Raw genomic sequence first — 25,070 nt, 5'->3', positions numbered from 1 at the left:
AACGTTTCTCGCTCATTTTAACTTGGGTTAATCCGTTATTTTACCCTGATCGACAGCGAACATCTTCGAATTTTTGTCCGTCATGTCGAGAATATGTTCGGCGCTAATCGCGCTGACAAAGACTTGCGACTGCGTGGCCTTCAGGCGCTGCGCCAGAAGCCCACGTCGGGCGTCGTCGAGTTCAGAGGCAAAATCATCTATCAGATAAAGACAGCGGCGTCCGCTTTCGCGGGTGAGAAATTCACCCTGCGCCAGGCGCAGCGCGCACATCAGGAGCTTAAGCTGCCCACGCGATAGCGTATCTTCCACCGGCGCGCCGTCGGCGCGAATGCGGAAATCAGCCTTGTGCGGGCCATGCGCGGTGTAGGTCAACATCCGGTCGCGCTCGAAACCACGTTCCAGAATGTCGGCATAATCACTCTCTTTCTCCCAGCCGCGCTGGAAAGAAAACGTGAGCGTAAATTCCGGCAAAAACTGAGCGCAGGTATCAGCCATATCGTTAGTGATCGCCTCGCTATAGCTGGCGCGCCACTGACTTATCTGTTCGGCCAGCGGAACCAGTTCCCGGTCCCACGGGCGCAGTTGTTCATAGCGGGTCACCTGTCGCAGCGCGGCGTTGCGTTGCTTGAGCAGGCGTTTTAAGTTGCTCCAGGCCACAAAGAAGCCCGGCTCGTTATGGAAGCATCCCCAGTCGAGGAACGCTCTTCTGTATTTGGGGCCGCCGCCGAGCAAAGTAAACCCCTCGGGGGTAATTAATTGCATCGGCATCAGTTGCGCCAGTTCGGCCACTTTATGACCGTCGCTACCGTCGATACGCACCGTGCTGTCGCCGTTGCGATCTTTCGTCAGGCCGACCGAGACTTCGCGTTCGTCGCCCTGCAGCCGCCCATGAAGAATAAAGGAATCCTGTTCGTGGCGAATCACGCGCCCGATTTGCAGGCTGCGAAACGCGCGTCCGTGGCCCAGCGTGTAAATCGCTTCCAGCACGCTGGTTTTCCCGCTGCCGTTCGCGCCAACCAGAAAGTTAAAACCAGGAGAGAGCGCGAGATCCGCATTTTCAATATTGCGGAAATCTTTGATAAGGAGACGCGTCAGTGACATTAAGAACTTTTCCGGTCCAGGGCGTGCATACTCTCAGAGACAGGGGTGTTGGTGTCACAGCCAGTTCGGCCACCGCCAGCGCGCAGAAAGCGGAGCGTACACATAGTACGTGAGCATTTCGAGCACTGCCGGGAGGCGAAATGGCAAGTAAACCAGCCCCTTTTGGAAACTCTACAGACGCATGGGCATAACAACATACGCTGCGGAACTACTCGCCGCGTCTTCAATCTGCACGCTCGACACCGAATCCGTCAGCAGAATGCGCACATTTTCGCACTTCAGCGCGTTCAGCACGTCCAGCACATAACTGACGTTAAAGCCGATTTCCATTTCTGTGCCCGCGTAGGTGACATCAAGGATCTCTTCCGCCTCTTCCTGCTCCGGGTTATTGGCGGTGATTTTCAGCTGGTTTTCACTTACGTAAAGCCGCACCCCGCGGAATTTCTCGTTCGAGAGGATCGCCGCACGGGCAAACGCCTGCTTGAGAATATCGCAGCCTGCCTCCAGCGTTTTGTCCGGGTTTTTCGGCAACACGCGACGGTAATCCGGGAAGCGGCCATCAACCAGCTTGGAGGTGAAAATAAAATCACCAACGTGTGCGCGAATATTATTGCTGCCAATCTGAATACGCAGCGGTGCGTCGCCACCATCCAACATACGCATCAGTTCCAGCACGCCTTTACGCGGCACGATCACCGAATGGTTCGGCAATGGCTGGCCAACCGGCATCGCGCAGACCGCCAGACGGTGGCCGTCGGTCGCAACGGTACGCAGATCTTCGCCTTCGGTTTCAAACAGCATGCCGTTTAAGTAGTAACGCACATCCTGATGCGCCATCGAAAACTGCGTGGCTTCGATAAGACGTTTCATGGTCGCCTGCGGCAGCGTAAATTCGACTTCGCTTTGCCAGTCGTCCAGGTTCGGGAAATCTGCCGCCGGGAGCGTGGAGAGCGAAAAACGGCTGCGCCCTGAGCTCACGCGCATGCGATCGCCATCCAGTTGAACGGCGATTTCCGCGCCTTCTGGCAGACCACGGCAAATATCAAAGAATTTACGGGCCGGTACGGTCGTGGCACCCGGCTCATGCGGTTGCACCAACGCGACGCGCGCCACCATTTCCATTTCCAGATCGGTGCCGGTCAGCGACAGCACACCGTCCGCGACCTGAAGCAACAGGTTGCCAAGAATAGGCAGCGTCGGACGACCGCCCAGCGGGCCGCTGACCTGCTGGAGCGGCTTTAATAAATGTTCACGTTCAACGGTAAATTTCATAGCGTCACGAAGATAATGTTCTGATTAAATTGGAGAAATCTTCTTTGATATCGTGGCTTTCCTCACGCAGCTGCTCTATTTTGCGACACGCGTGCAGCACCGTGGTGTGGTCGCGGCCGCCAAAGGCATCGCCGATTTCCGGCAGGCTGTGGTTGGTCAGCTCTTTGGCGAGCGCCATCGCCATCTGGCGCGGACGCGCGACCGAGCGGGAACGCCGCTTGGAAAGCAAATCCGCCACCTTGATTTTGTAGTACTCGGCCACCGTCTTTTGAATATTGTCGATAGTGACGAGTTTTTCTTGCAGCGCCAGCAGATCGCGCAGCGCTTCGCGTACGAAATCGATAGTAATAGCGCGACCGGTGAAGTTGGCGTTCGCGATAACGCGGTTCAGCGCGCCTTCCAGCTCACGCACATTGGAACGCAGACGCTTTGCAATAAAGAAGGCCACTTCGCCCGGCAGACGGATATCGTTCTCATCCGCCTTTTTCATCAGAATCGCCACGCGTGTTTCCAGCTCTGGCGGCTCAATGGCGACCGTCAGACCCCAGCCAAAGCGCGATTTCAGACGATCCTCAACCCCGTTGATCTCTTTTGGATAACGATCCGAGGTAAGAATTATCTGTTGATTGCCTTCCAGCAGGGCGTTAAAGGTGTGGAAAAACTCTTCCTGGGATCGCTCTTTATTGGCGAAGAACTGAATATCGTCAATAAGCAGCGCATCCACCGAGCGGTAGTAGCGTTTGAACTCTTCAATGGCGTTGTTTTGCAGCGCTTTCACCATGTCCTGTACGAACCGCTCAGAGTGCATATACACCACTTTCGCGTTCGGCTTGCGGGCCATGATGCCGTTACCGACAGCGTGCAACAGGTGCGTTTTACCAAGACCCGTGCCGCCATAAAGGAAGAGCGGGTTGTACGCGCCGCCTGGGTTATCCGCCACCTGACGCGCCGCCGCGCGGGCCAGCTGGTTGGATTTACCCTCAACGAAGTTATCGAAGGTATGTTTGACGTTAACATTAGAACGGTAGGACGGCTCCGCCGGTGCAGGCACGTTGTCCCATGCCGGACGCATGGGCGCCGCGGCTGGCGCAGCCTGGGCAGGCTTTACCGCCTGGCTTGCGGGCGCGGCTGTCGTCTGCGTCAGCGGTTTCGTGCCGACTTCAAAACGCAGCAACGGCGCGTCAGAGCCGCAGAAATCATTCAGTAATCCATTAATATTATTGAGGTATTTGTCCCTTACCCAATCGAGCACAAACCGGTTTGGCGCATACAAAGCCAGCGTGTTATCGCTCAGTTCCGCCTGTAGGGGGCGTATCCACATACTGAATTCAGTGGCTGGTAACTCATCCTGCAATCGGGCAAGACACTGCTGCCAAAGCGAAAGTGACACGGCGGACTCCACTCGAACAAAAGTCGATAAAAGACGAAGACTGAAACATTCATGATTGTTGACACACGCCGACAAGCCCCGAGCCGGGAGGCGTGCGAACCGCTATTTGCGGTTTTTTACCCGATGCCTGAGATCAGGGATCCCGATCGGGACCGCGGATCATAGCCTAAAGCGAGCCAGAGATCTCCTGTTTCTCACAGATTCTTCCTGATTTATCCACAGGCCTGCGTCAGGACGCTTAAGTGTAATCGATCCTTTCATGGCTGCGGCACGATTTACCCGGCATATCGGAAAAATTAATGACGATCGCGAAAATTTTGCTTTATCGATCTAACGAAGATCCTGGACGATCCTTGCGCTTTGCCAACGAGCCCGTATAATTCCCCACCCGGTGCGTAAAGCGCGGTTTATCGCCTGAATTTTGCGCGTTTTTCATCCTCAGACTGAGGGGAAAAGCGCGGGAAATAAGGAAAGTGAATTGACTCCGGAGTGTACAATTATTACAATCCGGCCTCTTTAATCGTCGATTACTTTGGCGTAAGTCGTCCGGCAGGCCGTTCGCGCATACGCAAAGTCAGTGAATTTATTCAAGTTTAGGTAGAAATCGCCATGAAACGCACTTTTCAACCGTCTGTACTGAAGCGCAACCGTTCTCACGGCTTCCGTGCTCGTATGGCTACTAAAAATGGTCGTCAGGTTCTGGCACGTCGTCGTGCTAAAGGCCGCGCTCGTCTGACCGTTTCCAAGTAATAGCTAACCATTTAGTGGTTAAGCTCGCATTTCCCAGGGAGTTACGTTTGTTAACTCCCGCTCATTTCACCTTCGTCTTCCAGCAGCCACAACGGGCTGGCACGCCGCAAATCACCATCCTCGGCCGCCTTAATTCGCTGGGGCATCCCCGCATCGGTCTTACCGTCGCCAAGAAAAACGTTAAACGCGCTCATGAACGCAATCGGATTAAACGTCTGACGCGTGAAAGCTTTCGTTTACGTCAACATGAACTTCCTCCAATGGATTTCGTGGTGGTGGCGAAGCGCGGGATTGCCGACCTCGATAACCGGGAGCTTTCGGAAGCTTTGGAAAAATTATGGCGTCGTCATTGTCGCCTGGTTCGCGGCTCCTGATAGCCCTCATCCGGGTCTATCAACGCTTCATTAGTCCGCTTCTCGGGCCGCATTGCCGTTTTCACCCCACCTGTTCGCAGTACGGAATTGAGGCATTGCGCAGGTTTGGTGTGTTAAAAGGCAGTTGGTTGACAGTGAAACGCGTATTAAAATGCCACCCTTTGAACCCGGGTGGAGACGACCCCGTCCCGCCAGGACCTTTTGATACCAGAGAACACTAACGATGGATTCGCAACGCAATCTTCTTGTCATCGCTTTGTTGTTCGTGTCTTTCATGATCTGGCAAGCCTGGGAGCAAGATAAAGCTCCAAAACCCCAGGTTCAGCAGACCACGCAGACTACGACCACCGCAGCGGGTAGCGCCGCAAGCCAGGGCGTACCGGCCAGTGGCCAGGGGAAACTCATTACCGTTAAGACCGATGTCCTTTCTCTTACCATCAATACCCGTGGTGGCGACATCGAGCAGGCGCTTCTGCTGGCATACCCGAAAGAACTGGGCTCCAGCGAACCTTTCCAGCTGCTGGAAACCACGCCGGAATTTGTCTACCAGGCACAGAGCGGCCTGACTGGTCGTAACGGCCCGGACAACCCGAATAACAATCAGGGTCGCCCGCTTTATAATGTCGATCGCGACACCTACGTTCTGGCTGACGGTCAGGACGAGCTGCTGATCCCGATGACCTTCACCGACGCCTCAGGCAACACCTTCACCAAAACGTTCGCCCTGAAACGCGGCCAGTACGCGGTGTATGTGGGTTATAACGTGAAGAATGCCGGCACGCAGCCGCTCGAAGTCTCTACGTTCGGCCAGCTGAAGCAGACTATCGATCTGCCGAGCCATCGCGATACGGGTAGCAACAACTTTGCTCTGCATACTTTCCGCGGCGCGGCCTACTCCACGCCGGACGAGAAGTATGAGAAATATAAGTTCGATACCATCGCCGACAATGAAAACCTGAACGTGAACGCCAAAGGCGGCTGGGTAGCAATGCTTCAGCAGTACTTCGCGACCGCGTGGGTACCAGCAGGCAACGGCACCAATAACCTCTATACCGCAAACCTGGGTCACGGCGTTGCCGCTGTCGGTTACAAGTCTGAACCGGTTCAGGTTCAGCCAGGCCAGACGGCGTCGCTTTCCAGCACCCTGTGGGTGGGTCCGGAGATTCAGGACAAAATGGCCGCTGTCGCGCCGCACCTTGACCTGACCGTTGACTACGGCTGGTTGTGGTTCATCTCTCAGCCGCTGTTCAAGCTGCTGAAATGGATCCACAGCTTCCTTGGCAACTGGGGCTTCTCGATTATCGCCATCACCTTTATCGTTCGTGGTGTGATGTACCCGCTGACAAAAGCGCAGTACACCTCCATGGCGAAAATGCGCCTGTTGCAGCCGAAGATTCAGGCTATGCGCGAGCGTATGGGCGACGACAAGCAGCGTATGAGCCAGGAAATGATGGCGCTGTATAAAGCGGAGAAAGTGAACCCGCTGGGCGGCTGCTTCCCGCTGCTGATTCAGATGCCTATCTTCCTTGCGCTTTACTACATGCTGATGGGCTCGGTGGAACTGCGTCACGCGCCGTTCGCACTCTGGATCCACGACCTTTCCGCACAGGACCCGTACTACATCCTGCCGATCCTGATGGGCGCGACGATGTTCTTCATTCAGAAGATGTCGCCGACCACCGTGACTGACCCGATGCAGCAGAAGATCATGACCTTTATGCCGGTCATCTTCACGGTCTTCTTCCTGTGGTTCCCGTCCGGCCTGGTGCTGTACTATATCGTCAGCAACCTGGTGACCATCCTTCAGCAGCAGCTGATTTACCGTGGTCTGGAAAAACGCGGTCTGCATAGCCGCGAGAAGAAAAAGTCCTGATCCGGTAGTTGTCCGGATAAGGCGAAGCCGCCATCCGGCAAAGGGAACATCACGTTAAGGGCGGTCTGATGACCGCCCTTTTTATTGGTATTAAAGAGACAGACCATGAGCCATAACGACACTATTGTCGCCCAGGCAACGCCTCCCGGACGCGGCGGCGTGGGCATTCTGCGCGTTTCCGGCCAACAGGCGCGGGACGTGGCGCACGCCGTTTTGGGCAAGCTGCCCAAGCCCCGTTACGCCGATTATCTGCCGTTCAAAGATGCTGACGGCACCGCGCTCGATCAGGGTATCGCGCTGTGGTTCCCCGGCCCCAATTCTTTTACCGGTGAAGATGTGCTGGAGCTGCAGGGCCACGGCGGCCCGGTAATTCTGGATTTGCTGTTAAAGCGCATCCTGACGTTGCCCGGCGTACGCATCGCGCGTCCTGGCGAATTCTCCGAACGGGCGTTTCTGAACGACAAACTCGATCTCGCCCAGGCAGAAGCGATTGCCGACCTTATCGATGCCAGTTCTGAGCAGGCGGCACGTTCAGCGCTAAACTCGCTTCAGGGCGCGTTTTCTGCGCGCGTGAATCATCTGGTAGAGGCGCTGACTCATCTGCGTATTTTTGTCGAAGCCGCAATTGATTTCCCGGATGAAGAGATCGATTTCCTCTCCGATGGCAAAATCGAAGCCCAGCTTAACGACGTTATTGGCGATCTCGACGCTGTACGCGCCGAAGCGCGTCAGGGCAGTCTGCTGCGCGAAGGGATGAAAGTGGTCATTGCGGGCCGCCCGAACGCCGGGAAATCCAGCCTGCTGAATGCGCTGGCAGGCCGCGAAGCGGCGATTGTGACCGACATTGCGGGCACAACCCGCGACGTATTACGCGAGCACATCCATATTGACGGTATGCCGTTGCATATCATCGACACCGCCGGTCTGCGCGAGGCGAGCGATGAAGTGGAACGCATCGGTATTGAGCGCGCCTGGCAGGAAATTGAGCAAGCCGACCGCGTGCTGTTTATGGTCGACGGCACCACGACGGATGCCACCGACCCGGCGCAAATTTGGCCCGACTTTATTGCCCGTCTTCCCGCGAAATTACCGATTACCGTAGTGCGTAACAAAGCAGACGTTACCGGTGAGCAGCCGGGCATGAGCGAAGTAAATGGTCACTCACTTATTCGTCTTTCCGCACGCACCAGCGAAGGCGTTGAAGTATTACGCAGCCATCTCAAACAAAGCATGGGCTTTGATACCAGCATGGAAGGCGGCTTCCTGGCTCGCCGTCGACATCTGCAGGCGCTGGAAGACGCGGCGAATCACCTGCAACAGGGCAAAGCGCAATTGCTGGGCGCCTGGGCAGGCGAACTGCTGGCCGAAGAGCTGCGTCTGGCGCAGCAGGCGTTAAGTGAAATCACCGGTGAATTTACCTCTGACGATTTGCTGGGCCGTATTTTCTCGAGCTTCTGTATTGGTAAATAACGCCGGCGGATTGTCGTCTGTAAGCATCCACTAACCCGTATTAACAGCTTGTTAATGCGGGTTTTTATTGTCAGCCGGGATGCCAGAGAGCCCTGCGGGTTCGCTGTAGAGATTAGCTTTCGTTTATCGCTTCAGAGGCCGCTGCGGCAATTTTTTTGCAAAGCGCGGCGTGCCCCGATGGGCATTGCGTTTTAGCGTTATCCTCTGTCTTTTGCAGATCGTCAGAATCGAGCGTCGAATCAATATGGCTGAGCACCCACTGCTCAAATGCGGGCTGGCGTTTTACGAGGGCATCTAAAGCCGGCAACGTGCGCCACTGGTCAGCTAAAAGACGGATAACGGCTTCCGACTGACCTTCGCCAGGACTGCCCTCATCACATGACGAGTAACGCACATAACTGTCGTATACCGCAGCCCAGGTATTGAGATGATCGACGGCATTTTCTGCGGCTTGCGCTTTCTCTTTCGTGCATTCACTGGCCTGCGTGACAGGGCAAAAAAAGGCAAAAACGAGGCAAAACAGGAGAGATTTGTTCATAGTCCGATACACGCCCATCATACATTCGGGATGCCGCCTCTGAGAGGCGTATTCATCCACGCATTGTTCCCTAAAAACATCACATTACCGCTTACCGGCTTTACAAAAAAGTCTTTCATATTGTGCCTGTTAGCGTCATTACCAACGTTTCAGGAAAAGCTGAAGGGAGCGAAAGCAATGAGGCCTGCTTTTACGCTCGTCTTTCGCTGCTGATGTTCGCCATCCCTGGCTTTGTGTAGTAAGCATTTACTAACCTGCATTAACGCGTTGTTAATGCAGGTTTTACAGGTTTATACCACCACGTCCACGCTGCGTTCTTCAATAAACGTATTGCGCTTTTGCGCCCAGCTATAGAACGCCAGGCCAATAAACAGGCACACCGCGCCGGTTATCACAATACCGCTGCTGACAGGCACCAGCTCAAACAGCATTCCCAGCAGCAAAGAGCCTGCCGCGCCGCCGCACGAGCCGATAGTAAACCAGTAGCTGATCACCTTCCCGACATGTTCCGCCGGGATCTGCTTCTGAATCACCGTCAGCAGCGGGATATCAATGGTCGCGGCCGCGACGCCAATCAGAATCACCGCCGAGAACAGCCAGAGGTAAGTGAACGGCAGCCACAGGCTCAGCGCCAGCAGCAGCAGGCCGCTTCCGAGCAGCACTTCGCAGGAGTAGGTAAACAGCAGCGGACGCTGGAAGAACCGCTTCCCGACCCACAAATTCGCCAGCAGCTCCGCAAGCCCGTTGGCAAACATCAGCGCGCCGTAGAGCCACGGCGGGCTTTCCAGCGTGCGCAGGATAAGGATCGGGATGCAAATTTGCAGGCTGCCGCGCCAGAAGAACGTAAACGCGCCATACAGCCAGACGCGGGTGCGCATCACCGGGTCAACATGCAACACCTGATAACCGTTGCGCAGCTCCTGGAAAAACACGCCGGGCGTCAGGCGGTTCGTGGGGGCGGTGCGCGGCGCGCTCTTCGGCATCGTCCACAGCAGCAGGCTGGAGACGCCGAAAACCACGCCGGTCACCACAAACAGCATCTGAGAAGGAATGCGGTCCTGGAGTACCGCCAGCAGGCCGGAGCCGAGGAAAAACGCGGGCCAGGTAACGGTCTGGATCAGTCCGTTCGCCAGCTGCAGGCGTTCCGTCCCGGCAAGCGTCGGGATCAGCGCTTTGGCCGCCGGTACGGAAATCGCAAACAGCGTGGAGATAAACACGCCGATAGCCGACAGCCCGTAAATATTCAGCAAGCCCGCATAATAGAGCGCCGGGATCGCCAGTACGCTCAGGGTGCGCAACACTTCAAGGCAAATTACGTAGCGGCGGCGGTCGAGCCGGTCGCTAATGACGCCGCCCAGCGGGCCGAGCAGGCCGCGCGTCAGCGTAATAGCAAACACGATGGCCCCAAGCGTCGCCGAAGACGAGCCAATCTTCAGCGCGTAATAGATAAGCGAAACGGAAAACAGCCCATCGCCCAGGTTCGTCAGGATCTGGCTGTAAAAGAACGGAAAGAAGCGTTTTTCGCGCAGCAGCTCCCCGTAGCCTTTTTTCTGTACCGTTGTGGTCATCTCAATGTCCTCGCAGCAGAGTGCGTAATGCCTGTAACAAAGCGCTTTCCTGCTCCTGAAACTGTCGGGCGCGCGTCGCCAGGTCGGCAATATCCAGCCGCTGGGTAATGCGCGCTTTCACCACCAGGCTTTTCAGAATAAAGGCCTGCTGGCCGAGCTGGCGCGCCAGTTCAGTCATGGCGTCCTGGTCGGGATGCTGAAGCGATAAATAGTGAGCGAACAGCGTTCGCGATCCTGATAGTAAACTGAATCCGTCATGTAATAACTGCAATTTAATTTCACGTGCTTCAAAATTATCTTTCAGGTAGTCCTCAATGCCGGATAAAAATTGCTGGCTGTCCTGATAATGGGCGAGGTAATCGCGCAGCGCCTGATGGAAATAGCGTGTTGCATCGTCGCTGTTGTAATGATCAAGCGTAAACCAGCGCGCCAGCCGGTCGCCGTTATTATCAAAAAAGCCCGCCACCTCCTGTAATCCATACTGATACTGGCACAGCACGCTGGCCGGGTTATCATCCGCGACCTGATAACGGTCACGCGCCTCATCCACGCCGTTCAGCACCACCAGATGATGCAAATGTTTCTGCCGGTATTCCGGACAGTGCGGGAAATAAAAGACCGAACCGGAAATAAGCACAAATCCATACTGGCGAATAAGCGCATCGACATCCGGCTTAATTTGCGCAAAGCCCTCGCCCCGTAATTCGTGGGGATAAATGCCCAGCGCGTTTAAGTCCGGCTCGTTAAAGCAGCCATTCACAAAATTATATTTCGGCTTTTTTTGCTGAATGATCTGGCGAAAAATCTCATCGCTGCTTACCAGCGCGCGGTAAAAAAGCAGATCGGTTTGTGCGCGGCGTTCTTTAAGAAACACCACGGCGTGACGCTCGGCGCAGTTCATAAAGCGGCGATCATAAAGCTGCGCATCGTGCGGATAGAGAATATCCGTCATCATGTCACTCTCCTGTGAGCTGATATTTACTGTGCAACAGCGAGGCGAGACGCCCGGCATGCGTAAAGTGGGTCATATCCAGGTCAGCCGGGTCGAAAACGAAATCCAGCTCGCTCTCAAGTTCCGCCACGAGGATCACCACGCCTATCGAATCCACGCCCAGCGACGCGAAGGGAGTCTGCGCGCCGAGCGGCCCTTTATCGGGCAGCTGTAGCGCCAGCTTCTCCAGAATGACCGCTTCCAGCGCGGCGACAGATTGCTCAGACATCTTCTCTCCTTATGCGCCTGCCCGCGCCGTGGCGGTACGCTGGCGCGCTTTACTCACCAGATACGCATTTTGAAACGCCGGCGGCGACAGCAGACGCCCGGTCAGATCGCGGTACTGCCGTTGCAGCATCGGATCCGCCAGAATCGCCTGATACAACTGCTGCTGGCGGGCTTCGTCTTTGGTTATCAGCGAATCGGCGATAATGCCGCGCGCGTGGGCCGGGAAATAGCCGTTGAAGCGCTGCGCGTAAGCCTTCAGCGCCGCAGGCAGGCTCGCCTGCTCGCCCAGCGCCGCCGCAAGCATCGACGCCGCCTGGAGCGCAAAGCTGCATCCCACGCCGCTCATCGGGTCGAGCGAAAGCGCCGCGTCGCCGATAAAGGCGATATCCGCGTGCACCGGCTGACGTACCAGGCTTGGATAATCCTGATAACCGTAAACCGGCGTCTCAAAGCGCGCGTTTCGCACGTCCGGCATCTGCGGCACGGTCGTGAAGTAGCGCAGCAACGCCTGTTCCGCGCCCTCCTCCTGCCAGCGTTTCGCCGTCTCTTTATCCACATAAGCCGACAGCAGCGTGCGCCCGCCCGTTAGCGGATAGAGAAACGCCATGCCGCCCGCGCTGTGGGCAAAGAGCGAGCGCCCCTGCTCCGGCGCGGCGATACCCGAGCAATATGCGAAGAACGTCGCCCGCTGGTTTTCATGCGCCACAGCCTCGTTACCCGTCAGTCGGGCGATGGCGGAGGTGCGACCGTCGGCGGCCACCAGCACCCGGCCCTGCACCAACTGCATCTGCGCGTCTTTCTCAATGGTCAGCGTCCAGCCGTCCGGCGTGCGTTCAAGCGCCGTGACGCGCTCGCCAAACCCGCTCTCCACGCCCGCGTTTTCCGCCTGCTGGCGCAGCGCCGGGTCCAGCACCGACCGCTCAAGATTCAGCGCGTACCCTTCGCTCGCCGGGCCGTAGCCGCCTTCCGGGTCGATATACCCGGCGGCGGTAATAAACGCCGCTTTGGTGCGCACGCTGTAAGGCGGGCTGGCAAGCGCCGCCATGTTGAGCTGCTCCAGCACCGGTATCGCGGCGGGCTGGATAAAATGGGTGCAGAGCTTTTTATAGCGCTGCGCGTCCGGCATTTTTTCGATAAGCCGCACCGTCATGCCCTGCTGGCGCAGCAGGATGGCGCAGGCGCTTCCGCCCACGCCGCCGCCGACAATTAACACGTCATACGTCATGGTCGGCTCCTTATACGGCGATCGGCTGGTCAAGCAGCGCGTCGGCCAGCACGCCTTCGATCGCACGCTGCAGGATGTCGAGTCCGTCGCGCAGCTGCGCCTCGCTGATGGTCAGCGCGGGCATCAGTTTCACCACCTGATCGCGGTCGCCTGCCCGTTCGATAATCATCTTCTGCTCAAAACAGGCGCGCGATATGGCGCGGGCGTGTTCCGGCTGGTGGAACTCAATACCGTAAAACAGCCCGCGGCCACGGGTCGCTTTGATAAAGGGCGCAAAGCGCAGATGGATTTCCGCCAGCCACTGCTTCACCACGCTTTCAAGCTGAAACACATGCTGGCTCAGCGCGTCGTCGGCCCAGAAGGTGGTCAGCGCGGCGCGGGCGGTGACGAATGCCGTCGTGTTGCCGCGAAAGGTGCCGTTGTCTTCGCCAGGGCTCCACTGATCCAGCTCCGGTTTATAGAGCAGCAGCGAAAACGGCAGGCCGTAGCCGCTTAACGATTTAGACAGGCAGACGATATCCGGCTCGATACCCGCGAACTCAAAACTGAAAAACTCGCCGGTACGCCCGCAGCCCGCCTGAATATCATCCACGATCAGCAAAATATTGTGGCGACGGGTCAGCTCGCGCAGCCGTTGCAGCCACCCGGCAGAGGCGACATTCACGCCCCCTTCGCCCTGTACGGTCTCCAGGATAACCGCCGCGGGCACGTCGAGCCCGGAGCTGTTATCCGTCAGCAGTTTTTCCAGATACGCGACAGAATCCAGGCCATCGAGATAGCCCTCATACGGCAGACGAAAGACATGCGCATCGGCCCACGGCTGGCGGTTATCGCGATTGCCGGTCAGCCCCAGCGCCGTTGACGACATGCCGTGAAAGCCATTGGTAAACGCCACGATGGTGGCGCGCTCGCGCGTTTTGCGGGCAAGTTTGATAGCCGACTCCACCACGCTGGTGCCGGTCGGGGAGGTAAACTGCATCCGGTAATCCAGCGCGCGCGGCGCCAGGATCAGCCGGTGAAAGTCGAGGATAAACGCCATCTTGGCTTCGGAATGCAGATCCAGCGCGGCCTGGATGCCGTCATTGGCGACATATTCCAGCAGCGCCTGCTTCAGGGCGTCGGGGTTATGGCCGTAGTTCACCGCCCCGGCGCAGCTTAAAAAGTCGAGCCAGGCGTTATTTTGCGCGTCATACAGATAGCTTCCGCTCGCACGCTGAAACACCACCGGAAAGTTGCGGCAATAGCTGCGCGCCGAGGACTCATGGCGGGCGAAAACCTCGAAAACCGTGTCATGCGTAGTCATATTTTTTACCGTTTCCAGAGAGAAAAGAGAGAGTCAGACCGGCACTTCCTGCTCCTGCAGCAGCGGCGAGAGCGACATCCAGATATCCTTCGCCCGCAGCGACAACAGGCTGAAAGACCCCGCATCGCCATAACCGTGAGAGGACTCACACAGGCCGTTCAGGAACAGCGGCGGCAGCGCGCAACCGGGCCGGGAACTCAGGCTGTAGTCGCGGTTGATTTTCAAAAAGCCGCTCTCCTGGGTTTCAATCATCGGGTAAAGCTCGCTTAACAGCGGCGGGCACAGCTCTTCGCTCTCGCCGTTGCCGAGATTGCGAAAACCGGTCGCCAGCACGACGCCGTCCAGGTCGCTTATGGTTTGCTGGCGGTGAGTGTGGCTGTCGGTCAGGTGCAGCGTGCAGCCCGAGGCCGTTTCGCGATAGCCGGTTATCTGCTGGTTCGCGAGGATCTGCACCCGTTGCTGGCCGGCGAGTTTGTCTTCGTACAGGCCCACATAAAGCTGGTGAATGACGTCTTTATCCGCCGAGGAGTAGTTGGTGTAATGCAGATGGCGGTTGATGTTTTGCTTCGCCGCCGCAGAGCTGGAAAAGTAGTAATCCACGAACTCCGGGAAATAAACATGTTCGCTAAACGGGCTGGTGTCCTTCAGGCGAAACCCATAGCCGCGCTGAATATTGATAACCTCCACCTGCGGCCAGCTCTGGCGCAGATGCAGCAGAATTTCCACCGCGCTCTGGCTGCCGCCGACGACCGCAATCCGGCGCAGCGGACGACACGCATTGAGTTTCTCCAGGCTTTCCAGATAGGACGTCAGATGGAAAACCCGCTCGCGGCTGGCGCGGGTAAATACCTCCGGGATAAGCGGCGTGCGCCCCGGCGCCACCACCAGCGCGCGGGCGCGCCACACGGCGCCATCGGCGGTTTCAATCTGATAACGCTGCGGCGTCGCGCTTTTATCAAGGCTGATTCTGGTGACGTTCTGCCCGTATTTCACCTGATGTGAAAACGCCTGCGCCACCCAGGTGACATATTCCGCAAACTCCCGGCGCAGCGGGAATTCCAGCCCGAGGTTGAGATGCTCAAACAGCCGGTTCTTCTCAAACAAAAAGTTGAGAAAGGTATAGCGGCTGCGCGGGTTGCGCGGCGTCACCAGATCGCGCGCCGGATGGTTCTGGATATCGCTGCCCGACAGCAGCATTTGCGGCTGCCAGCAGGGGCCGTCGCGACGCTCCAGAAACAGGCATTTTCCTTCAAAGCCAAACTCTTCTAAGGCAATCGCCAGCGCTATATTCGCCGGGCCAAAACCGATGCCGATAATATCGTATTCCGTTTCATTACCAGGAATATCCCCGGCGCAATGCATTTGCGTGGTCATCTGCGCGCTCCATTAAATTGACCAGGAAATAACTTCTTCGCTGTGGCCGATATAATCCCAGTGGGAAATAAGATTTTCTTCAAACACCAGAATTTCAAAAATACGACTCTGAAAAGCGACCTGCGTATTTTTATTCACATAGCTCGCGCGCACTTCAACGCAGACGCGATCGCCCTCTTCCATAACGATTTTTTTATCAAGCTGATAATCGCCAAGCACCCGGTAGCGCGGCGTCAGGAATTCATTTAACGCCGCTTTGCCGCGCAGCGTATCCAGCTGGTTATAATTCACCGTCACCTCTTTCGTAAAACACGACATAATTATTTCCATATCCAGCGTGCGGAATTTTTCACATACCGCAGCAACCCGCTGAACATTATTTGCGGACATAGCAACCCCGTCAGAATTAGTCATTAATTCCTGAGAAAAGCGTTATTTTTTAATGAGGCGGAGAAGCGAGGCTTATCCGCCTTGAGAGATTATCAGCAGCCGCAGCTTACCGGTGTGCCGTCGCGGCCCTGATGACCTTCAGTGGCGTAACCGTCGCGTTTCCACCAGTCCAGCCCGCCGATAAGCTCTTTCACCTGGAAACCCAGCGTCAGCAGCTTCATCGCGGTCTTGGTCGAGCCGTTACAGCCGATCCCGTCGCAGTAGCAGATGTAGACTTTGGATTTATCCAGCTCAGTGGTGTTGTTAAAGCACAGCGCTTTATGCGGCAGGTTAATCGCGCCCGGAATATGCTCGCGCTGGTACGCCTCTTCGCTACGGCCATCCACGACCACGATATTTTCCCCGGCGTTGAGCGCGAGATAGAGATCCCATGAATCGGCTTCAAAGGAGAGTTTTTTCTGGTAATACGCCAGCTGTTCAAGGTTTGACATGGCTTTCTTACTCCGTTCGGTTGGTTAGCGCGTCTGCGATAACATCCACAGCACGCTGTGCGCTTGGTAGTTTCCCCGCATACAGACAGAAATCATGCGGCATCGCGGGATGGTGATAATGCGTCAGCGAACATCCCTGCTCGCGGGCCTTCGCGACAAACGCCAGGCCTTCATCCTTCAGAACATCATATCCGGCGGTATGCACCGTACAGGGCGGCAGCGCGCGCCAGGCGAAGCCCGTATCCAGCGGATCGAACCGCTTCGCGTCGCACCACGGCAGCCAGTGGCGGGCGAATCCGCGCATCGTCTGCGCGTCCAGCAGATAGCCCTGGCCGAACGCGTCAAACGACGCGAAATCGTGGTGGCGGGCCAGCACCGGATAAATCAAATGCAGGCTGGAAAATGCGCCGGCGAACGGGCCGCTGGCGAACCAGAGCGCCAGCAGGCCGCCGACGCTGTCACCCACCAGCGCTGGAGGGCGCGCAAGGGTTATCCACTCTGCCAGTTGCCTTTCCAGCGCGTCAACGCAATCCTGCATCGGCGTTTCCGGGGCTTTCGGGTAATCGAACGCATAAATCTCGCGCCCGGTTTGCTGGCACAGCGCGCTTAAAAAAGGCGCGAAAACTGCCGTTGAGTAATAGACCAGTCCGCCGCCGTGCAGATAGAAAATCGGCTGCGGATCGCGCACCACGTCCGGATAAAAGCGCCGTACTCCCGCCTCTTCCCGCATGTCGCAGGCAAGCGGCGCGGACAGGCCCGAAATCCAGCGCGCCACGCGCGCGCGGTCATCATCGGCGTCATTCGCCACGCGGGCCGACATCATCATGTTGCGCACGGCCAGCAGGTTGGCGAAATCTTTCGCCAGCGGTTGCGTCTGCGTCATACCGCCTCCGTGGCAGGCTGCCAGGCGACAAGCCCGTGGCGCGTCACGCGCCAGAGCCGGAAACTGGACGGACGGCTTTCCCGCTGCTCGTCGAAGCGCAGCGGCCCCAGCACTGTCCGGGCAGGCGGTTCCGGGTAGCGCGCCGCGGTCTGCAGCGCCGCCAGCGTTTCCCACAGATACGTCCCCGGCTCGCCGCCCCAGCGTCGCCGCCATGCCTGACGAACGTGACGCGCGGTTTCGCCTGCCGGGTGTGGACAAATGCCTGCAATCAGAATGTCGTGCCGGTCGGGGTCGACGCCGTGCGCCAGCAGATCCGGCACCAGCGCCGTCGAGCCCGCGTCATCGGTGAGGATAAGCCTGCCCGGCAGGTCGGAGTGCGCCCAGCGAATGGCGTAGCGAACCGAGGCCGCGTAGCGCCCGGAAAAAATGCGGGTCGCACCGTAAGGCGTCAGATCAAGCCAGTCCGCCAGCTGCTCTGCGACGCTGATGCCGTGCAGCGAACCGTCATGCTCCGGCGGCGCGACCGCCCACTGCGCCTGCGTCATCAGCTCGCCAAGCCAGGTCACGTAATCCGCGTCGTTGTCGCATAACCGCCAGGTGGTGGCGTTACGCGTCAGATGACTGGCGGTCGCGGCCGGTAAAAACAGCGGCACACCGCGCGCAGCGTATAGCGGCGCGGCAGCGTCAGCCGCCGAAGACGCGAAATGGCCGACCACCGCATCCGGCGCCCATGCCAGCACCTCACGCGCCGCGCGTAACGCGCCCTCCCGGCTGGCGCTGTCGTCAAACAGCCGGAGCTGTACGTGCGGCCCCAGCAGGCAGTGACGCGCCAGCACCACCGCGCGTAAAAACGTGTGCGTATGGATGGAGAATTTCGGGTCGAGACAGGCCACGCAGGCGATACGTTTCATGGATAGAGTCGCTCCTTTAACCGTTCGCTAAAGCGGCGGGCGGCGGCGGGAATGTATTTCGCGCCGCGCCCGGAAAAGCCGCAAAACAGCGCAATGGCCTCGCCTTTTTCAAGGCGCATCTCCGGCAGCAGATCCTGGGTATAGCCGTCATAACCGTCACGCCCGTCGACCACGCTCAACGCGCTGCCGGGCAGCAGACGCTGCGTCAGCTTCTGGTGGTAGCGCTGGTTCGCTTTACTCCATTGCAGTTGCTCCGGCCTCGCGGCGTCATGCTGCGGCGCGCCGCCGACAAACGCGACGTCGCGGCCATCCGGGCGAATATACCCGCCGCTGCGCTCATCCAGCAGACAGACGCCGGGCGCGTCGCCCGTGGCGCTGTACAGACTGCTGAGCGGAATGGTGCGGCTGAACACCGCGCTGTTGGCGGCGAGCGTCACGCTGCTGGCGCCTGCCGCCACCACGGCCAGGCGCGCGCTAAAGGTCTGGCTCCCTGCCGTTACGCTCGCGCCGTCCCGGGTCTGGCTGACCGCGCTGACGCTGGTGCCTTCCAGCACCTGCGCGCCCTGCTGGCGCGCCTCGGCGATAAATGCCTGACAGGCGAAGCGCGGATTCACATACCCGCCCAGCGGCTCCCATAAAATGACGTCGCCCGCCTCTGGCGTCAGCGCAGGCAGCATGTGTCGCGCGCGCGCCGGTTCGATAAGCGCCATCGGATAGTCGTCGCCGGAAAAATCCTCAATGGCGCTGCGGGCGTTGTCGCGGTGTTCCTCTTTCAGCAGATAGAGCACGCCGCAGCGGGTAAAGACGCCAGGCCAGCGCTGCGCCGTGCGCGCCCACTCCGCCACGCCGTCACGGTTCATCTCCATCAGCACCGGATGCTGATCGTAGACGCGCACAATGCCCCGCGAATGCGCCGTGGCCCCGCCTGCGCCCGGCGTGGTGGCATCAAGCACCAGCACGCGCAGGCCGAGACGGCTGGCGTTCGCCGCAAGCGCACTGCCCGCAAGCCCCGCGCCGATGATGATGAGATCCCGCATCGGACTCATCAACGCGCCCCCGCGCCGGTTTCGCGATCCAGGTAAGCCCGCGCGCCTGCCTGGTTCCACCAGATGGTGAAGAAATGGAACGGCGCATCGCCATCGTTACGCACAAAATGGCTGCTGCCGCGCGGGATGAAAATCTGATCGCCTTTGGTCATCGGATACTCCTGATCATCGATAATCACCGTGGCGCGCCCCTCGATGCCGATAAACAGCTCATCTTCATCGGCGGGCTGATTCACATGACGCAGCGTTTCGGTCATTGGCCGCACGATGCAGTACCCAGAGCCTATCGGCGTGTTGACGCCCTCCCACGGAAACGTGCGTATGCCGTCAAGGCCATATTCGTAATGCAGCGTTTGCTCGTGAAAAAACTTCGCCTGCGCGCGCGGCGCGGGCGTCGTCGCCGCCGCGAACTTTCCGGCGAGCGCGGTTAAATCGCCGACCGTCGCCAGCGTGCCGATATCATCGACAAACTGTTCCAGCGACACCTGGTACGTTTCGGCGAGCGCCAGCAGAATGTTGATGGTAGTGAGCGAGTCGACGCCCAGCGTATAAAGCTCGGTATGCGCCTGCAGCGGAACGGCTGGCAGCGCGGCGACGCTTGCGCGGATCGCCTGCTCGACATGTTCAAAGGGGGATTGCGGATTCATAGCCCACTCCGTTTAACGGGATAAAAGTGTCGCCCTCCGGGCGCTGAAAATAGCGGCACGGGGTCGCGTTCGCCGCGTTGAAAAGCTGATCGAGCAGGGTACGTTCATCGGTTTTACCCGTTGAACTGAGGTTGACGTCATCCGCCCAGCCCCAGATAGCGGGCAGCATGTAAGGCGGCAGCTCGCTTCGCAGGTACTCTTCAATATGCGGTAGCCGCGCCACGTTTTTGCCGGTCAGCACCACCGCGATATGCGCTTTGCCGCGCACTTCCATCACGCGTACGGCGGCGCGCTCGACGCCAGCGCTTGAGAGGCATTTCTGGCGGATTTCGCCAAGGTGGATGCGCCGCCCGGCGATTTTCACCTCATCATCTCGCCGCCCGATATAGCGCACGTTGCCATCCGTCTGCATCAGGCAGATGTCGCCGGTGCGGTAGTAGCGCACGCCGTCGCGCACGAAAATCACCTTATCGGTTTCCTGCGGCTGCCCGAGATAGCCCTTCATCACCAGCGGACCGCCGATGCACAGTTCGCCAGGCGTTTCCGGCGGCGCAGGTTCGCCGTCGTCGCCCAGCACCAGGCCGTCGACATCCCGCAGCGGTTTACCGATAGGCCAGCTGGTGAGGCGCTGCGGATCCGCCTGCTCAATGGTGTAACAGAGGCAGACGATCGTGGTTTCCGTCGGGCCGTAAGCATTGATAAGGCGAATTCCCGGCAGATTTTGCTTCCAGAGATTAATGATTTTCGGATCGCAGACTTCCGCGCCGGTCATGACCATTTGCAGCGACGCGAAATGCGCGGATGAAATCTGTTTTCCGCCTTCGGTGATAAGCGTCAGCAGCGTCGAGACGGCAATCAGATGGGTTATCTGCTCGCGGGCGATCGCCGCGCGCATGACCGATCCGGCGTGCAGGCTGGCGAACTGGTAAACATACGCGCCAAGCGAGAGCGGCAGCAGCGTATCTTCAATGGAGACGTCGAAATGAAACGGCGACAAGCTGAAGACGCGCGAGTCCGGCGTAAAACGCAGTACCTCGTTATGCGCGCGGAAATAGTTCTTCATGCTGCCGACGCTGATTTCAACGCCTTTCGGTTCGCCGGTCGAGCCGGAGGTGAAAATGATATAGGCCGTGTCGTCGTCCTGCGGAACAACGCAGGCAAGCGCTGCCACCGGCCCGGTTTCGCACACGTTCATCAGCGCCTCGCCGCTAAGCCAGGTGCCGGTGTCGGCCAGCGGCGCGCGGCTCAGCGAAAGCACGACGCGCCCTGAAAGCCTCGCCAGCAGCTTGCGCAGGCGGTTTTCCGGCAGCTGACCGTCGAGCGGCACATAAACCGCGCCGAGCTTCCAGCAGGCCGCGGCGATAACCGGCATCAGCGCGTGTTTCTCCGACAGCACCGGCACTCGCCCACCAGCGCTGACGCCCTGCGCCGCCAGCCAGTGGGCGAGGCGCGTCGCCATCGCCTCCAGTTGGCCAAAGGTGTAGTGGCGTTTGCCGTCGTTAATCGCAAGCTTATCGGGGTGCAGGGCAACGCCGTAAGCGAACAGCTCGCCGGGCGCGTAGTCGCGCGTCTGCGCGGCATCCGCCTGATGAGCCCAGTAAGGGGAAACTGGCATCGTCTTAATGCTCTCCATGATAGTGAATAACGCGGCGCGGCAGCGGCGAGCGCTGGCCCTGCCGGGCGTGGTTCAGTAGCGCCATCAGCCAGGGAAACTGCAAATCCTGCGGAACATGACCGGCGCCGGTTATCTGATACGTGTCGAATGTCGTCAGCCGTTCGCGCAGCCAGCGCCGCGCCTGCGCGTTGGATACCACCGGATCATCCGCGCCCTGGATCAGGTAAACCGGCATCGGCAGATGGTGATAATCACGGCCGCTGGCGAAGGCTTCGTCTTTGGCGGTGCGCCTGGCGTAATTAAGAAGCGCCCCGGCATCCTGCATCGGCACGCTGAGCGCGCCTGCCATCGCCCGGCGCGGCAAACCGCGCAGCGCCGCCAGATAATCCGCGCCGTGCAGGCGCGAGGTGTCCGGGGCGGCCAGTAATTTGCTGGCCATGACCGCGACCGAGGGCGCCATTTTCGGGTTGCCGAGTACCAGGCTGAACAGCTGTTGAAGTTTGTTCTCATACGCGCTGCCCTCTTCCGGCGCGCTGGCGTCGCGAAGCGTCGGGCAGAGCAGAACCAGCCCTTCGACGCGCTCGCGCAGGCGGCGCGCCAGCTCCAGCGCGATGCGCCCGCCGTTGCACCAGCCGAGCAGCCAGGGCCGCGCGGGAAGCGTCAGAGCGGCGAGCTGTTCCGTGAGGATATCGGCATATTCATGCACGTCCGCCTCGCTGCGCATCCCGCCTTCCAGCAGCGTGCCGCACGGCAGCTCTGGCAGGATCAGCCGCCAGCTTTGCGGCTGTGCGACCAGCCGCTGCCAGGCCTGTAGCGGAATACCCAGCGCGCCAATCACCACCAGCGGCGTTCCCTGCTGCTTGCTGACATATATCGCGCCGCGAGGCGTCTCATGGCGCTCGAACGCGGTTTCCAGTACATGCGGCAGGGAGATACCGGCGACGTCCGGCGCGGGTTTCAGCGTCGTGATCCCGGCTTGCGCTAGCAGCGCGTCGGCAAGGCCGTCCAGCAGCAGCGTAAACAGCGGCGTATCGGCAATCTCCTCGCCGTACGGCCCCTGAAGCGACAGACGCAGGCGCTCAATACTTTCCCTGCGCGTCGGCGCAGGCAGTTTGCGCATGACCGGGCTGCGCGCCAGCAGCGCCGCATCGATATCCTCCGGCGACAGCGACAGACGCAGGCGGCTTAACGCCTGCTCGTCACGGGCGGTCAGCTCTTCCAGCAGATTGTCGATAAGCGACGCGCTTAGCGTTCCCATAATCCGACGCCCTGATTAAGATGAAACCGGCGTTTCGGCAGCGACTGCGCGCCGATAGCCTGATAAAACCCGATGCCCGACAGATTGTCCGGCGGCGTTTGCCACTGGATCTGGCGGCAGCCGTGTTCACCGGCGAATGCCGCAAGCGTCGCTAACAGCTTGCGGCCCCACCCCTGGCCGCGCATCGGCTCCTGCAAATAGAGGCAATCCATATAGGCAAACGGCGCTGCCGACCAGGTGGAGTAATCGAGCGTGGCGGAGAGATAACCGCGCAATTGCTGCCCGTCGGCCACCACCCAGACATACAGCCGCGCCGGTTCGCCGAACACGGCCTGCTGCAGCCGCTCCGCCTGGTTGTCCGGCACATAGTCGAGCTTTTCGTAGGCGGCATGGTCGGCGCACAGCGCCACCAGCTGCGTTAAATCTTCCGGCTGCAACCGGCGAATCATCAGACCCATCCTTCATATCCTTGCGTGAGGTAGCGCTGGACGCCGGCCGCGCTGTACGCCGTCTGTGCCATCGCCTCCTGGATCCAGAGGTTGCGCTCGTGCCAGATAATCGCGAGTTCCCAGACGCAGGCGATGATGCGGCTGGCGTCCAGCGGCTCAAGGCGGCCTTGAGGCGAGATCATAAACACGCGGTGGCGCAGCATATTGGCGTCGCACCAGCTGCTGACCAGCAGGTAAGCGCCATCGTTGGCGAAGTGAAAAATCGCAAAGCCAATCTGATGATCGGTCGGCCAGCAGTCTTCGCGCAGCGCCTCGCGTAACAGCGCGCGCTGACGATCGCGTTCGGGCAGCGGCACACCTGCCTGTTCCTGGCTCGCGATGCGGTAGATTTTCAGCCGCCGGTCGTCGAACTCCAGCACGCCGTGAAACACGGCGCTGCGTGGTTGATAGAGAAACGGGTTCATGCCGCGATACTCCGCTTAACCGAATGCTGCATGTTTTGCGCAAGCCCCGGACAGAGCGGCGAGGCCATCTCCGCCAGCATTTCCCACGCCTGCGCGGACGCGGCGAACGCCGGTGTCGTCTGGATAAACGCCGTCAGTTCCAGCAGCGCTTCCGCCATCGCGGAAATGGAAAACGCGTTGAGCGTCGATGCCTCAAGCCACTTCAGGCGTGCCGGATGGTCACGCAGCTGCGCCTCCTGCGCTGGCGTCAGCGACGCACTGAACGGCGCGGCATCGGCGATATGCGCCGCCAGCGGCAGAAACTGCGTCTGATACCAGTGCTGGAAATCAGCGCGGCTGAAGTTTTTCACTTCGGTTTCCGGCGCGTAGCGCGCGCAATAGAGGCGGATCGCATCGGCGGGATAGAGGCCCGTCAGATCTTTTATCCAGATGGCATGCCCGCGGCTGGTGGAAAAATCCTCACCGTCCAGTTTCAGGAAGCGGTTGGTCAGAAACGCGCCGGGACGCGGCCCGGTGTCATCGGCCAGCAGCTGGCTGCTGTAAGCGACCGCATGGCTGTATGAGCAGTCGAACCCCAGGAAGTGCACCAGCTCCGTCTGCGGCGACCACCACTCGGCAAAACTGCCGCGTGCGGGGTTTTCTTCAAGATAAGACATCACGCTCGCGCGATAGCCCGCCATGCCTAAAAACCAGGTGTGGAGCGGGTAGTAGTCGAGCGCGGCGACCGGCAGACCCGCGTCGCCGGGGCGCGTGATATGCCACTGCGCGCGGGTGTCGGCCAGTACCTCGTCAAGGAACTGGGTCAGGCAGGCGCGCTGCGGACGCGGGCGCAGCGCCGCGGCGACCGCCGGATAGTTCTGCCCGATATCCCAGACGTGCAGTTTCACGCGCACGGGCGTCATCGGCCCCTGGCAGGACATACACGTCATGCTCTCAATCTGTTCGACATCCGGCACGCGGGCGCAATGTTCGCACTGGCTGGTGTCGGACGAGGTGCCGCACCAGTTGCAGTGGGTGCGGCCAAAGCCTTCATAGCCATAGCGATCGCAGGCTGCGCAGTGAAACGTTTTCGCCGGGCGCAGCGAGACCTGATGCGACACGCAGGCAGCGTAGTGCTCGCCGGAAAGCCGGTAAGCGCTGCTGTCGGCGGCCTGCATAAAGTGATCGAGGTGAATATCCGCAAGCTCGAGCGAAAGGCTCATGGCGCGGCGCATCAGGCGGCCATAATCAAACGGCTGGCGCATTAGCACGCTGGTTTTGCGCGGTAAATAACTCTGATAATCATCGCTGTAGCAGACAAATAAGACGTCGTGCCCGCGGTCGCGCAGCGTTCTGCGCATCACATCCGCCGCCAGAAACGGCCCGGAAAGATGCCCCAGATGCAGATCGCCATTCGGCGTAGGCGGGGTGATTGTCACAATGTATTTCGCCATCGGGAATTATCCTGAATCCGTGGTAA

General features: G+C 59.2%; 27 protein-coding genes. 6 read left to right on the top strand and 21 right to left on the bottom strand.

From position 1 onward, the window contains the following. Positions 1-27 precede the first annotated feature (27 nt). From recF to dnaA, 3 genes are all read right to left on the bottom strand, one after another. A complete protein-coding gene (recF, locus tag AFK62_RS00265) occupies positions 28-1,101 on the bottom strand; it encodes a DNA replication/repair protein RecF (RefSeq protein WP_007674706.1) in 1,074 nt (357 codons plus the stop codon). Between the two features lie 171 nt (positions 1,102-1,272). Beyond that, positions 1,273-2,373, bottom strand: a complete 1,101-nt coding sequence (dnaN, locus tag AFK62_RS00260) for a DNA polymerase III subunit beta (RefSeq protein ID WP_007674703.1) — start codon at positions 2,371-2,373, stop codon at positions 1,273-1,275. Between the two features lie 4 nt (positions 2,374-2,377). Continuing rightward, a complete protein-coding gene (gene dnaA / locus AFK62_RS00255; protein WP_007674701.1) occupies positions 2,378-3,763 on the bottom strand; it encodes a chromosomal replication initiator protein DnaA in 1,386 nt (461 codons plus the stop codon). A gap of 299 nt (positions 3,764-4,062) precedes the next feature. Between dnaA and AFK62_RS23125 the strand changes: the two genes are divergently transcribed. From AFK62_RS23125 to mnmE, 6 genes are all read left to right on the top strand, one after another. Beyond that, positions 4,063-4,143 (top strand): hypothetical protein, encoded by an 81-nt coding sequence (locus AFK62_RS23125; RefSeq protein ID WP_420864768.1) that lies wholly within the window; start codon positions 4,063-4,065, stop codon positions 4,141-4,143. 229 nt (positions 4,144-4,372) lie between these two features. Then, entirely contained in the window at positions 4,373-4,513 is a 141-nt protein-coding gene (rpmH, locus tag AFK62_RS20635; protein ID WP_000831330.1) for a 50S ribosomal protein L34, read from the top strand. A gap of 14 nt (positions 4,514-4,527) precedes the next feature. Then, positions 4,528-4,887, top strand: a complete 360-nt coding sequence (gene rnpA / locus AFK62_RS00250; protein WP_004386002.1) for a ribonuclease P protein component — start codon at positions 4,528-4,530, stop codon at positions 4,885-4,887. Then, positions 4,851-5,108, top strand: coding sequence for a membrane protein insertion efficiency factor YidD (gene yidD, locus AFK62_RS20630; protein WP_004386003.1), 258 nt, complete (start codon positions 4,851-4,853; stop codon positions 5,106-5,108). The genes rnpA and yidD overlap by 37 nt, the downstream gene beginning before the upstream one ends. A 2-nt stretch (positions 5,109-5,110) precedes the next feature. Next, positions 5,111-6,760 carry a membrane protein insertase YidC gene (yidC, locus tag AFK62_RS00245; RefSeq protein WP_032984494.1) on the top strand — a complete coding sequence of 550 codons (1,650 nt, stop codon included), beginning with the start codon at positions 5,111-5,113 and terminating at the stop codon, positions 6,758-6,760. 105 nt (positions 6,761-6,865) lie between these two features. Further along, on the top strand, positions 6,866-8,230 hold the full coding sequence (mnmE, locus tag AFK62_RS00240; RefSeq protein WP_007674693.1) for a tRNA uridine-5-carboxymethylaminomethyl(34) synthesis GTPase MnmE: 1,365 nt from the start codon (positions 6,866-6,868) through the stop codon (positions 8,228-8,230). 112 nt (positions 8,231-8,342) lie between these two features. Here the strand turns inward: mnmE and AFK62_RS00235 are convergent, their stop codons facing one another. From AFK62_RS00235 to AFK62_RS00150, 18 genes are all read right to left on the bottom strand, one after another. Then, positions 8,343-8,768: a hypothetical protein gene (locus AFK62_RS00235; protein ID WP_032984493.1), complete on the bottom strand. Its 426-nt coding sequence runs from the start codon at positions 8,766-8,768 to the stop codon at positions 8,343-8,345. Positions 8,769-9,058: 290 nt separating this feature from the next. After that, positions 9,059-10,336, bottom strand: a complete 1,278-nt coding sequence (locus AFK62_RS00230; protein ID WP_007674684.1) for an MFS transporter — start codon at positions 10,334-10,336, stop codon at positions 9,059-9,061. Between the two features lies 1 nt (position 10,337). After that, complete coding sequence (locus AFK62_RS00225) at positions 10,338-11,291, bottom strand: cysteine peptidase family C39 domain-containing protein (RefSeq protein ID WP_053531653.1); 954 nt, start codon at positions 11,289-11,291, stop codon at positions 10,338-10,340. 1 nt (position 11,292) lies between these two features. Next, a complete protein-coding gene (locus tag AFK62_RS00220) occupies positions 11,293-11,556 on the bottom strand; it encodes an acyl carrier protein (protein ID WP_007677858.1) in 264 nt (87 codons plus the stop codon). A 9-nt stretch (positions 11,557-11,565) separates the two neighbouring features. Beyond that, on the bottom strand, positions 11,566-12,780 hold the full coding sequence (locus AFK62_RS00215; protein WP_007677849.1) for an NAD(P)/FAD-dependent oxidoreductase: 1,215 nt from the start codon (positions 12,778-12,780) through the stop codon (positions 11,566-11,568). A 10-nt stretch (positions 12,781-12,790) separates the two neighbouring features. Next, the gene (gene ectB, locus AFK62_RS00210; protein ID WP_007677847.1) at positions 12,791-14,083 is read right to left on the bottom strand and encodes a diaminobutyrate--2-oxoglutarate transaminase; all 1,293 of its coding nucleotides are present in this window, start codon (positions 14,081-14,083) and stop codon (positions 12,791-12,793) included. Positions 14,084-14,116: 33 nt separating this feature from the next. Next, positions 14,117-15,457 (bottom strand): SidA/IucD/PvdA family monooxygenase, encoded by a 1,341-nt coding sequence (locus AFK62_RS00205; RefSeq protein ID WP_007677845.1) that lies wholly within the window; start codon positions 15,455-15,457, stop codon positions 14,117-14,119. A 12-nt stretch (positions 15,458-15,469) separates the two neighbouring features. After that, complete coding sequence (locus AFK62_RS00200; protein ID WP_053531652.1) at positions 15,470-15,847, bottom strand: nuclear transport factor 2 family protein; 378 nt, start codon at positions 15,845-15,847, stop codon at positions 15,470-15,472. A 92-nt stretch (positions 15,848-15,939) separates the two neighbouring features. Then, positions 15,940-16,338 carry a rhodanese-like domain-containing protein gene (locus AFK62_RS00195; RefSeq protein WP_007677840.1) on the bottom strand — a complete coding sequence of 133 codons (399 nt, stop codon included), beginning with the start codon at positions 16,336-16,338 and terminating at the stop codon, positions 15,940-15,942. A gap of 7 nt (positions 16,339-16,345) precedes the next feature. Beyond that, on the bottom strand, positions 16,346-17,221 hold the full coding sequence (locus AFK62_RS00190; RefSeq protein WP_007677839.1) for an alpha/beta hydrolase fold domain-containing protein: 876 nt from the start codon (positions 17,219-17,221) through the stop codon (positions 16,346-16,348). Further along, positions 17,218-18,132 (bottom strand): type 1 periplasmic-binding domain-containing protein, encoded by a 915-nt coding sequence (locus AFK62_RS00185; RefSeq protein WP_007677838.1) that lies wholly within the window; start codon positions 18,130-18,132, stop codon positions 17,218-17,220. Before AFK62_RS00185 ends, AFK62_RS00190 begins: the two co-directional genes overlap by 4 nt. Next, entirely contained in the window at positions 18,129-19,178 is a 1,050-nt protein-coding gene (locus AFK62_RS00180; protein ID WP_032984724.1) for an NAD(P)/FAD-dependent oxidoreductase, read from the bottom strand. Before AFK62_RS00180 ends, AFK62_RS00185 begins: the two co-directional genes overlap by 4 nt. Next, complete coding sequence (locus tag AFK62_RS00175; protein ID WP_007677832.1) at positions 19,178-19,825, bottom strand: cupin domain-containing protein; 648 nt, start codon at positions 19,823-19,825, stop codon at positions 19,178-19,180. Before AFK62_RS00175 ends, AFK62_RS00180 begins: the two co-directional genes overlap by 1 nt. After that, positions 19,803-21,440: an amino acid adenylation domain-containing protein gene (locus tag AFK62_RS00170; RefSeq protein ID WP_007677827.1), complete on the bottom strand. Its 1,638-nt coding sequence runs from the start codon at positions 21,438-21,440 to the stop codon at positions 19,803-19,805. Before AFK62_RS00170 ends, AFK62_RS00175 begins: the two co-directional genes overlap by 23 nt. A 4-nt stretch (positions 21,441-21,444) precedes the next feature. Beyond that, positions 21,445-22,698 (bottom strand): alpha/beta hydrolase, encoded by a 1,254-nt coding sequence (locus AFK62_RS00165; protein WP_007677824.1) that lies wholly within the window; start codon positions 22,696-22,698, stop codon positions 21,445-21,447. Then, positions 22,686-23,156, bottom strand: coding sequence for a GNAT family N-acetyltransferase (locus AFK62_RS00160; RefSeq protein WP_007677821.1), 471 nt, complete (start codon positions 23,154-23,156; stop codon positions 22,686-22,688). Before AFK62_RS00160 ends, AFK62_RS00165 begins: the two co-directional genes overlap by 13 nt. Next, positions 23,147-23,611, bottom strand: coding sequence for a hypothetical protein (locus AFK62_RS00155; protein WP_007677819.1), 465 nt, complete (start codon positions 23,609-23,611; stop codon positions 23,147-23,149). Before AFK62_RS00155 ends, AFK62_RS00160 begins: the two co-directional genes overlap by 10 nt. After that, on the bottom strand, positions 23,608-25,044 hold the full coding sequence (locus AFK62_RS00150; protein ID WP_007677817.1) for a methionine--tRNA ligase: 1,437 nt from the start codon (positions 25,042-25,044) through the stop codon (positions 23,608-23,610). Before AFK62_RS00150 ends, AFK62_RS00155 begins: the two co-directional genes overlap by 4 nt. Positions 25,045-25,070 lie beyond the last annotated feature (26 nt).

Source organism: Cronobacter condimenti 1330, assembly GCF_001277255.1.
Classification (GTDB): domain Bacteria; phylum Pseudomonadota; class Gammaproteobacteria; order Enterobacterales; family Enterobacteriaceae; genus Cronobacter; species Cronobacter condimenti.
Note: the sequence above shows the minus strand (reverse complement) of the source record. Positions and strands in the feature narration are given on the sequence as shown.

Coding starts and splice junctions, on each gene's coding strand:
- ectB (WP_007677847.1), bottom strand. CDS start 14,083: ATGACTACGCATGACACGGTTTTCGAGGTTTTCGCCCGCCATGAGTCC.
- AFK62_RS00175 (WP_007677832.1), bottom strand. CDS start 19,825: ATGAATCCGCAATCCCCCTTTGAACATGTCGAGCAGGCGATCCGCGCA.
- AFK62_RS23125 (WP_420864768.1), top strand. CDS start 4,063: ATGACGATCGCGAAAATTTTGCTTTATCGATCTAACGAAGATCCTGGA.
- AFK62_RS00220 (WP_007677858.1), bottom strand. CDS start 11,556: ATGTCTGAGCAATCTGTCGCCGCGCTGGAAGCGGTCATTCTGGAGAAG.
- AFK62_RS00215 (WP_007677849.1), bottom strand. CDS start 12,780: ATGACGTATGACGTGTTAATTGTCGGCGGCGGCGTGGGCGGAAGCGCC.
- AFK62_RS00225 (WP_053531653.1), bottom strand. CDS start 11,291: ATGATGACGGATATTCTCTATCCGCACGATGCGCAGCTTTATGATCGC.
- AFK62_RS00235 (WP_032984493.1), bottom strand. CDS start 8,768: ATGAACAAATCTCTCCTGTTTTGCCTCGTTTTTGCCTTTTTTTGCCCT.
- AFK62_RS00195 (WP_007677840.1), bottom strand. CDS start 16,338: ATGTCAAACCTTGAACAGCTGGCGTATTACCAGAAAAAACTCTCCTTT.
- AFK62_RS00150 (WP_007677817.1), bottom strand. CDS start 25,044: ATGGCGAAATACATTGTGACAATCACCCCGCCTACGCCGAATGGCGAT.
- AFK62_RS00230 (WP_007674684.1), bottom strand. CDS start 10,336: ATGACCACAACGGTACAGAAAAAAGGCTACGGGGAGCTGCTGCGCGAA.
- dnaN (WP_007674703.1), bottom strand. CDS start 2,373: ATGAAATTTACCGTTGAACGTGAACATTTATTAAAGCCGCTCCAGCAG.
- AFK62_RS00190 (WP_007677839.1), bottom strand. CDS start 17,221: ATGACGCAGACGCAACCGCTGGCGAAAGATTTCGCCAACCTGCTGGCC.
- mnmE (WP_007674693.1), top strand. CDS start 6,866: ATGAGCCATAACGACACTATTGTCGCCCAGGCAACGCCTCCCGGACGC.
- rpmH (WP_000831330.1), top strand. CDS start 4,373: ATGAAACGCACTTTTCAACCGTCTGTACTGAAGCGCAACCGTTCTCAC.
- AFK62_RS00155 (WP_007677819.1), bottom strand. CDS start 23,611: ATGAACCCGTTTCTCTATCAACCACGCAGCGCCGTGTTTCACGGCGTG.
- yidD (WP_004386003.1), top strand. CDS start 4,851: ATGGCGTCGTCATTGTCGCCTGGTTCGCGGCTCCTGATAGCCCTCATC.
- AFK62_RS00185 (WP_007677838.1), bottom strand. CDS start 18,132: ATGAAACGTATCGCCTGCGTGGCCTGTCTCGACCCGAAATTCTCCATC.
- AFK62_RS00165 (WP_007677824.1), bottom strand. CDS start 22,698: ATGGGAACGCTAAGCGCGTCGCTTATCGACAATCTGCTGGAAGAGCTG.
- yidC (WP_032984494.1), top strand. CDS start 5,111: ATGGATTCGCAACGCAATCTTCTTGTCATCGCTTTGTTGTTCGTGTCT.
- AFK62_RS00180 (WP_032984724.1), bottom strand. CDS start 19,178: ATGAGTCCGATGCGGGATCTCATCATCATCGGCGCGGGGCTTGCGGGC.
- AFK62_RS00200 (WP_053531652.1), bottom strand. CDS start 15,847: ATGTCCGCAAATAATGTTCAGCGGGTTGCTGCGGTATGTGAAAAATTC.
- AFK62_RS00170 (WP_007677827.1), bottom strand. CDS start 21,440: ATGCCAGTTTCCCCTTACTGGGCTCATCAGGCGGATGCCGCGCAGACG.
- AFK62_RS00160 (WP_007677821.1), bottom strand. CDS start 23,156: ATGGGTCTGATGATTCGCCGGTTGCAGCCGGAAGATTTAACGCAGCTG.
- recF (WP_007674706.1), bottom strand. CDS start 1,101: ATGTCACTGACGCGTCTCCTTATCAAAGATTTCCGCAATATTGAAAAT.
- AFK62_RS00205 (WP_007677845.1), bottom strand. CDS start 15,457: ATGACCACGCAAATGCATTGCGCCGGGGATATTCCTGGTAATGAAACG.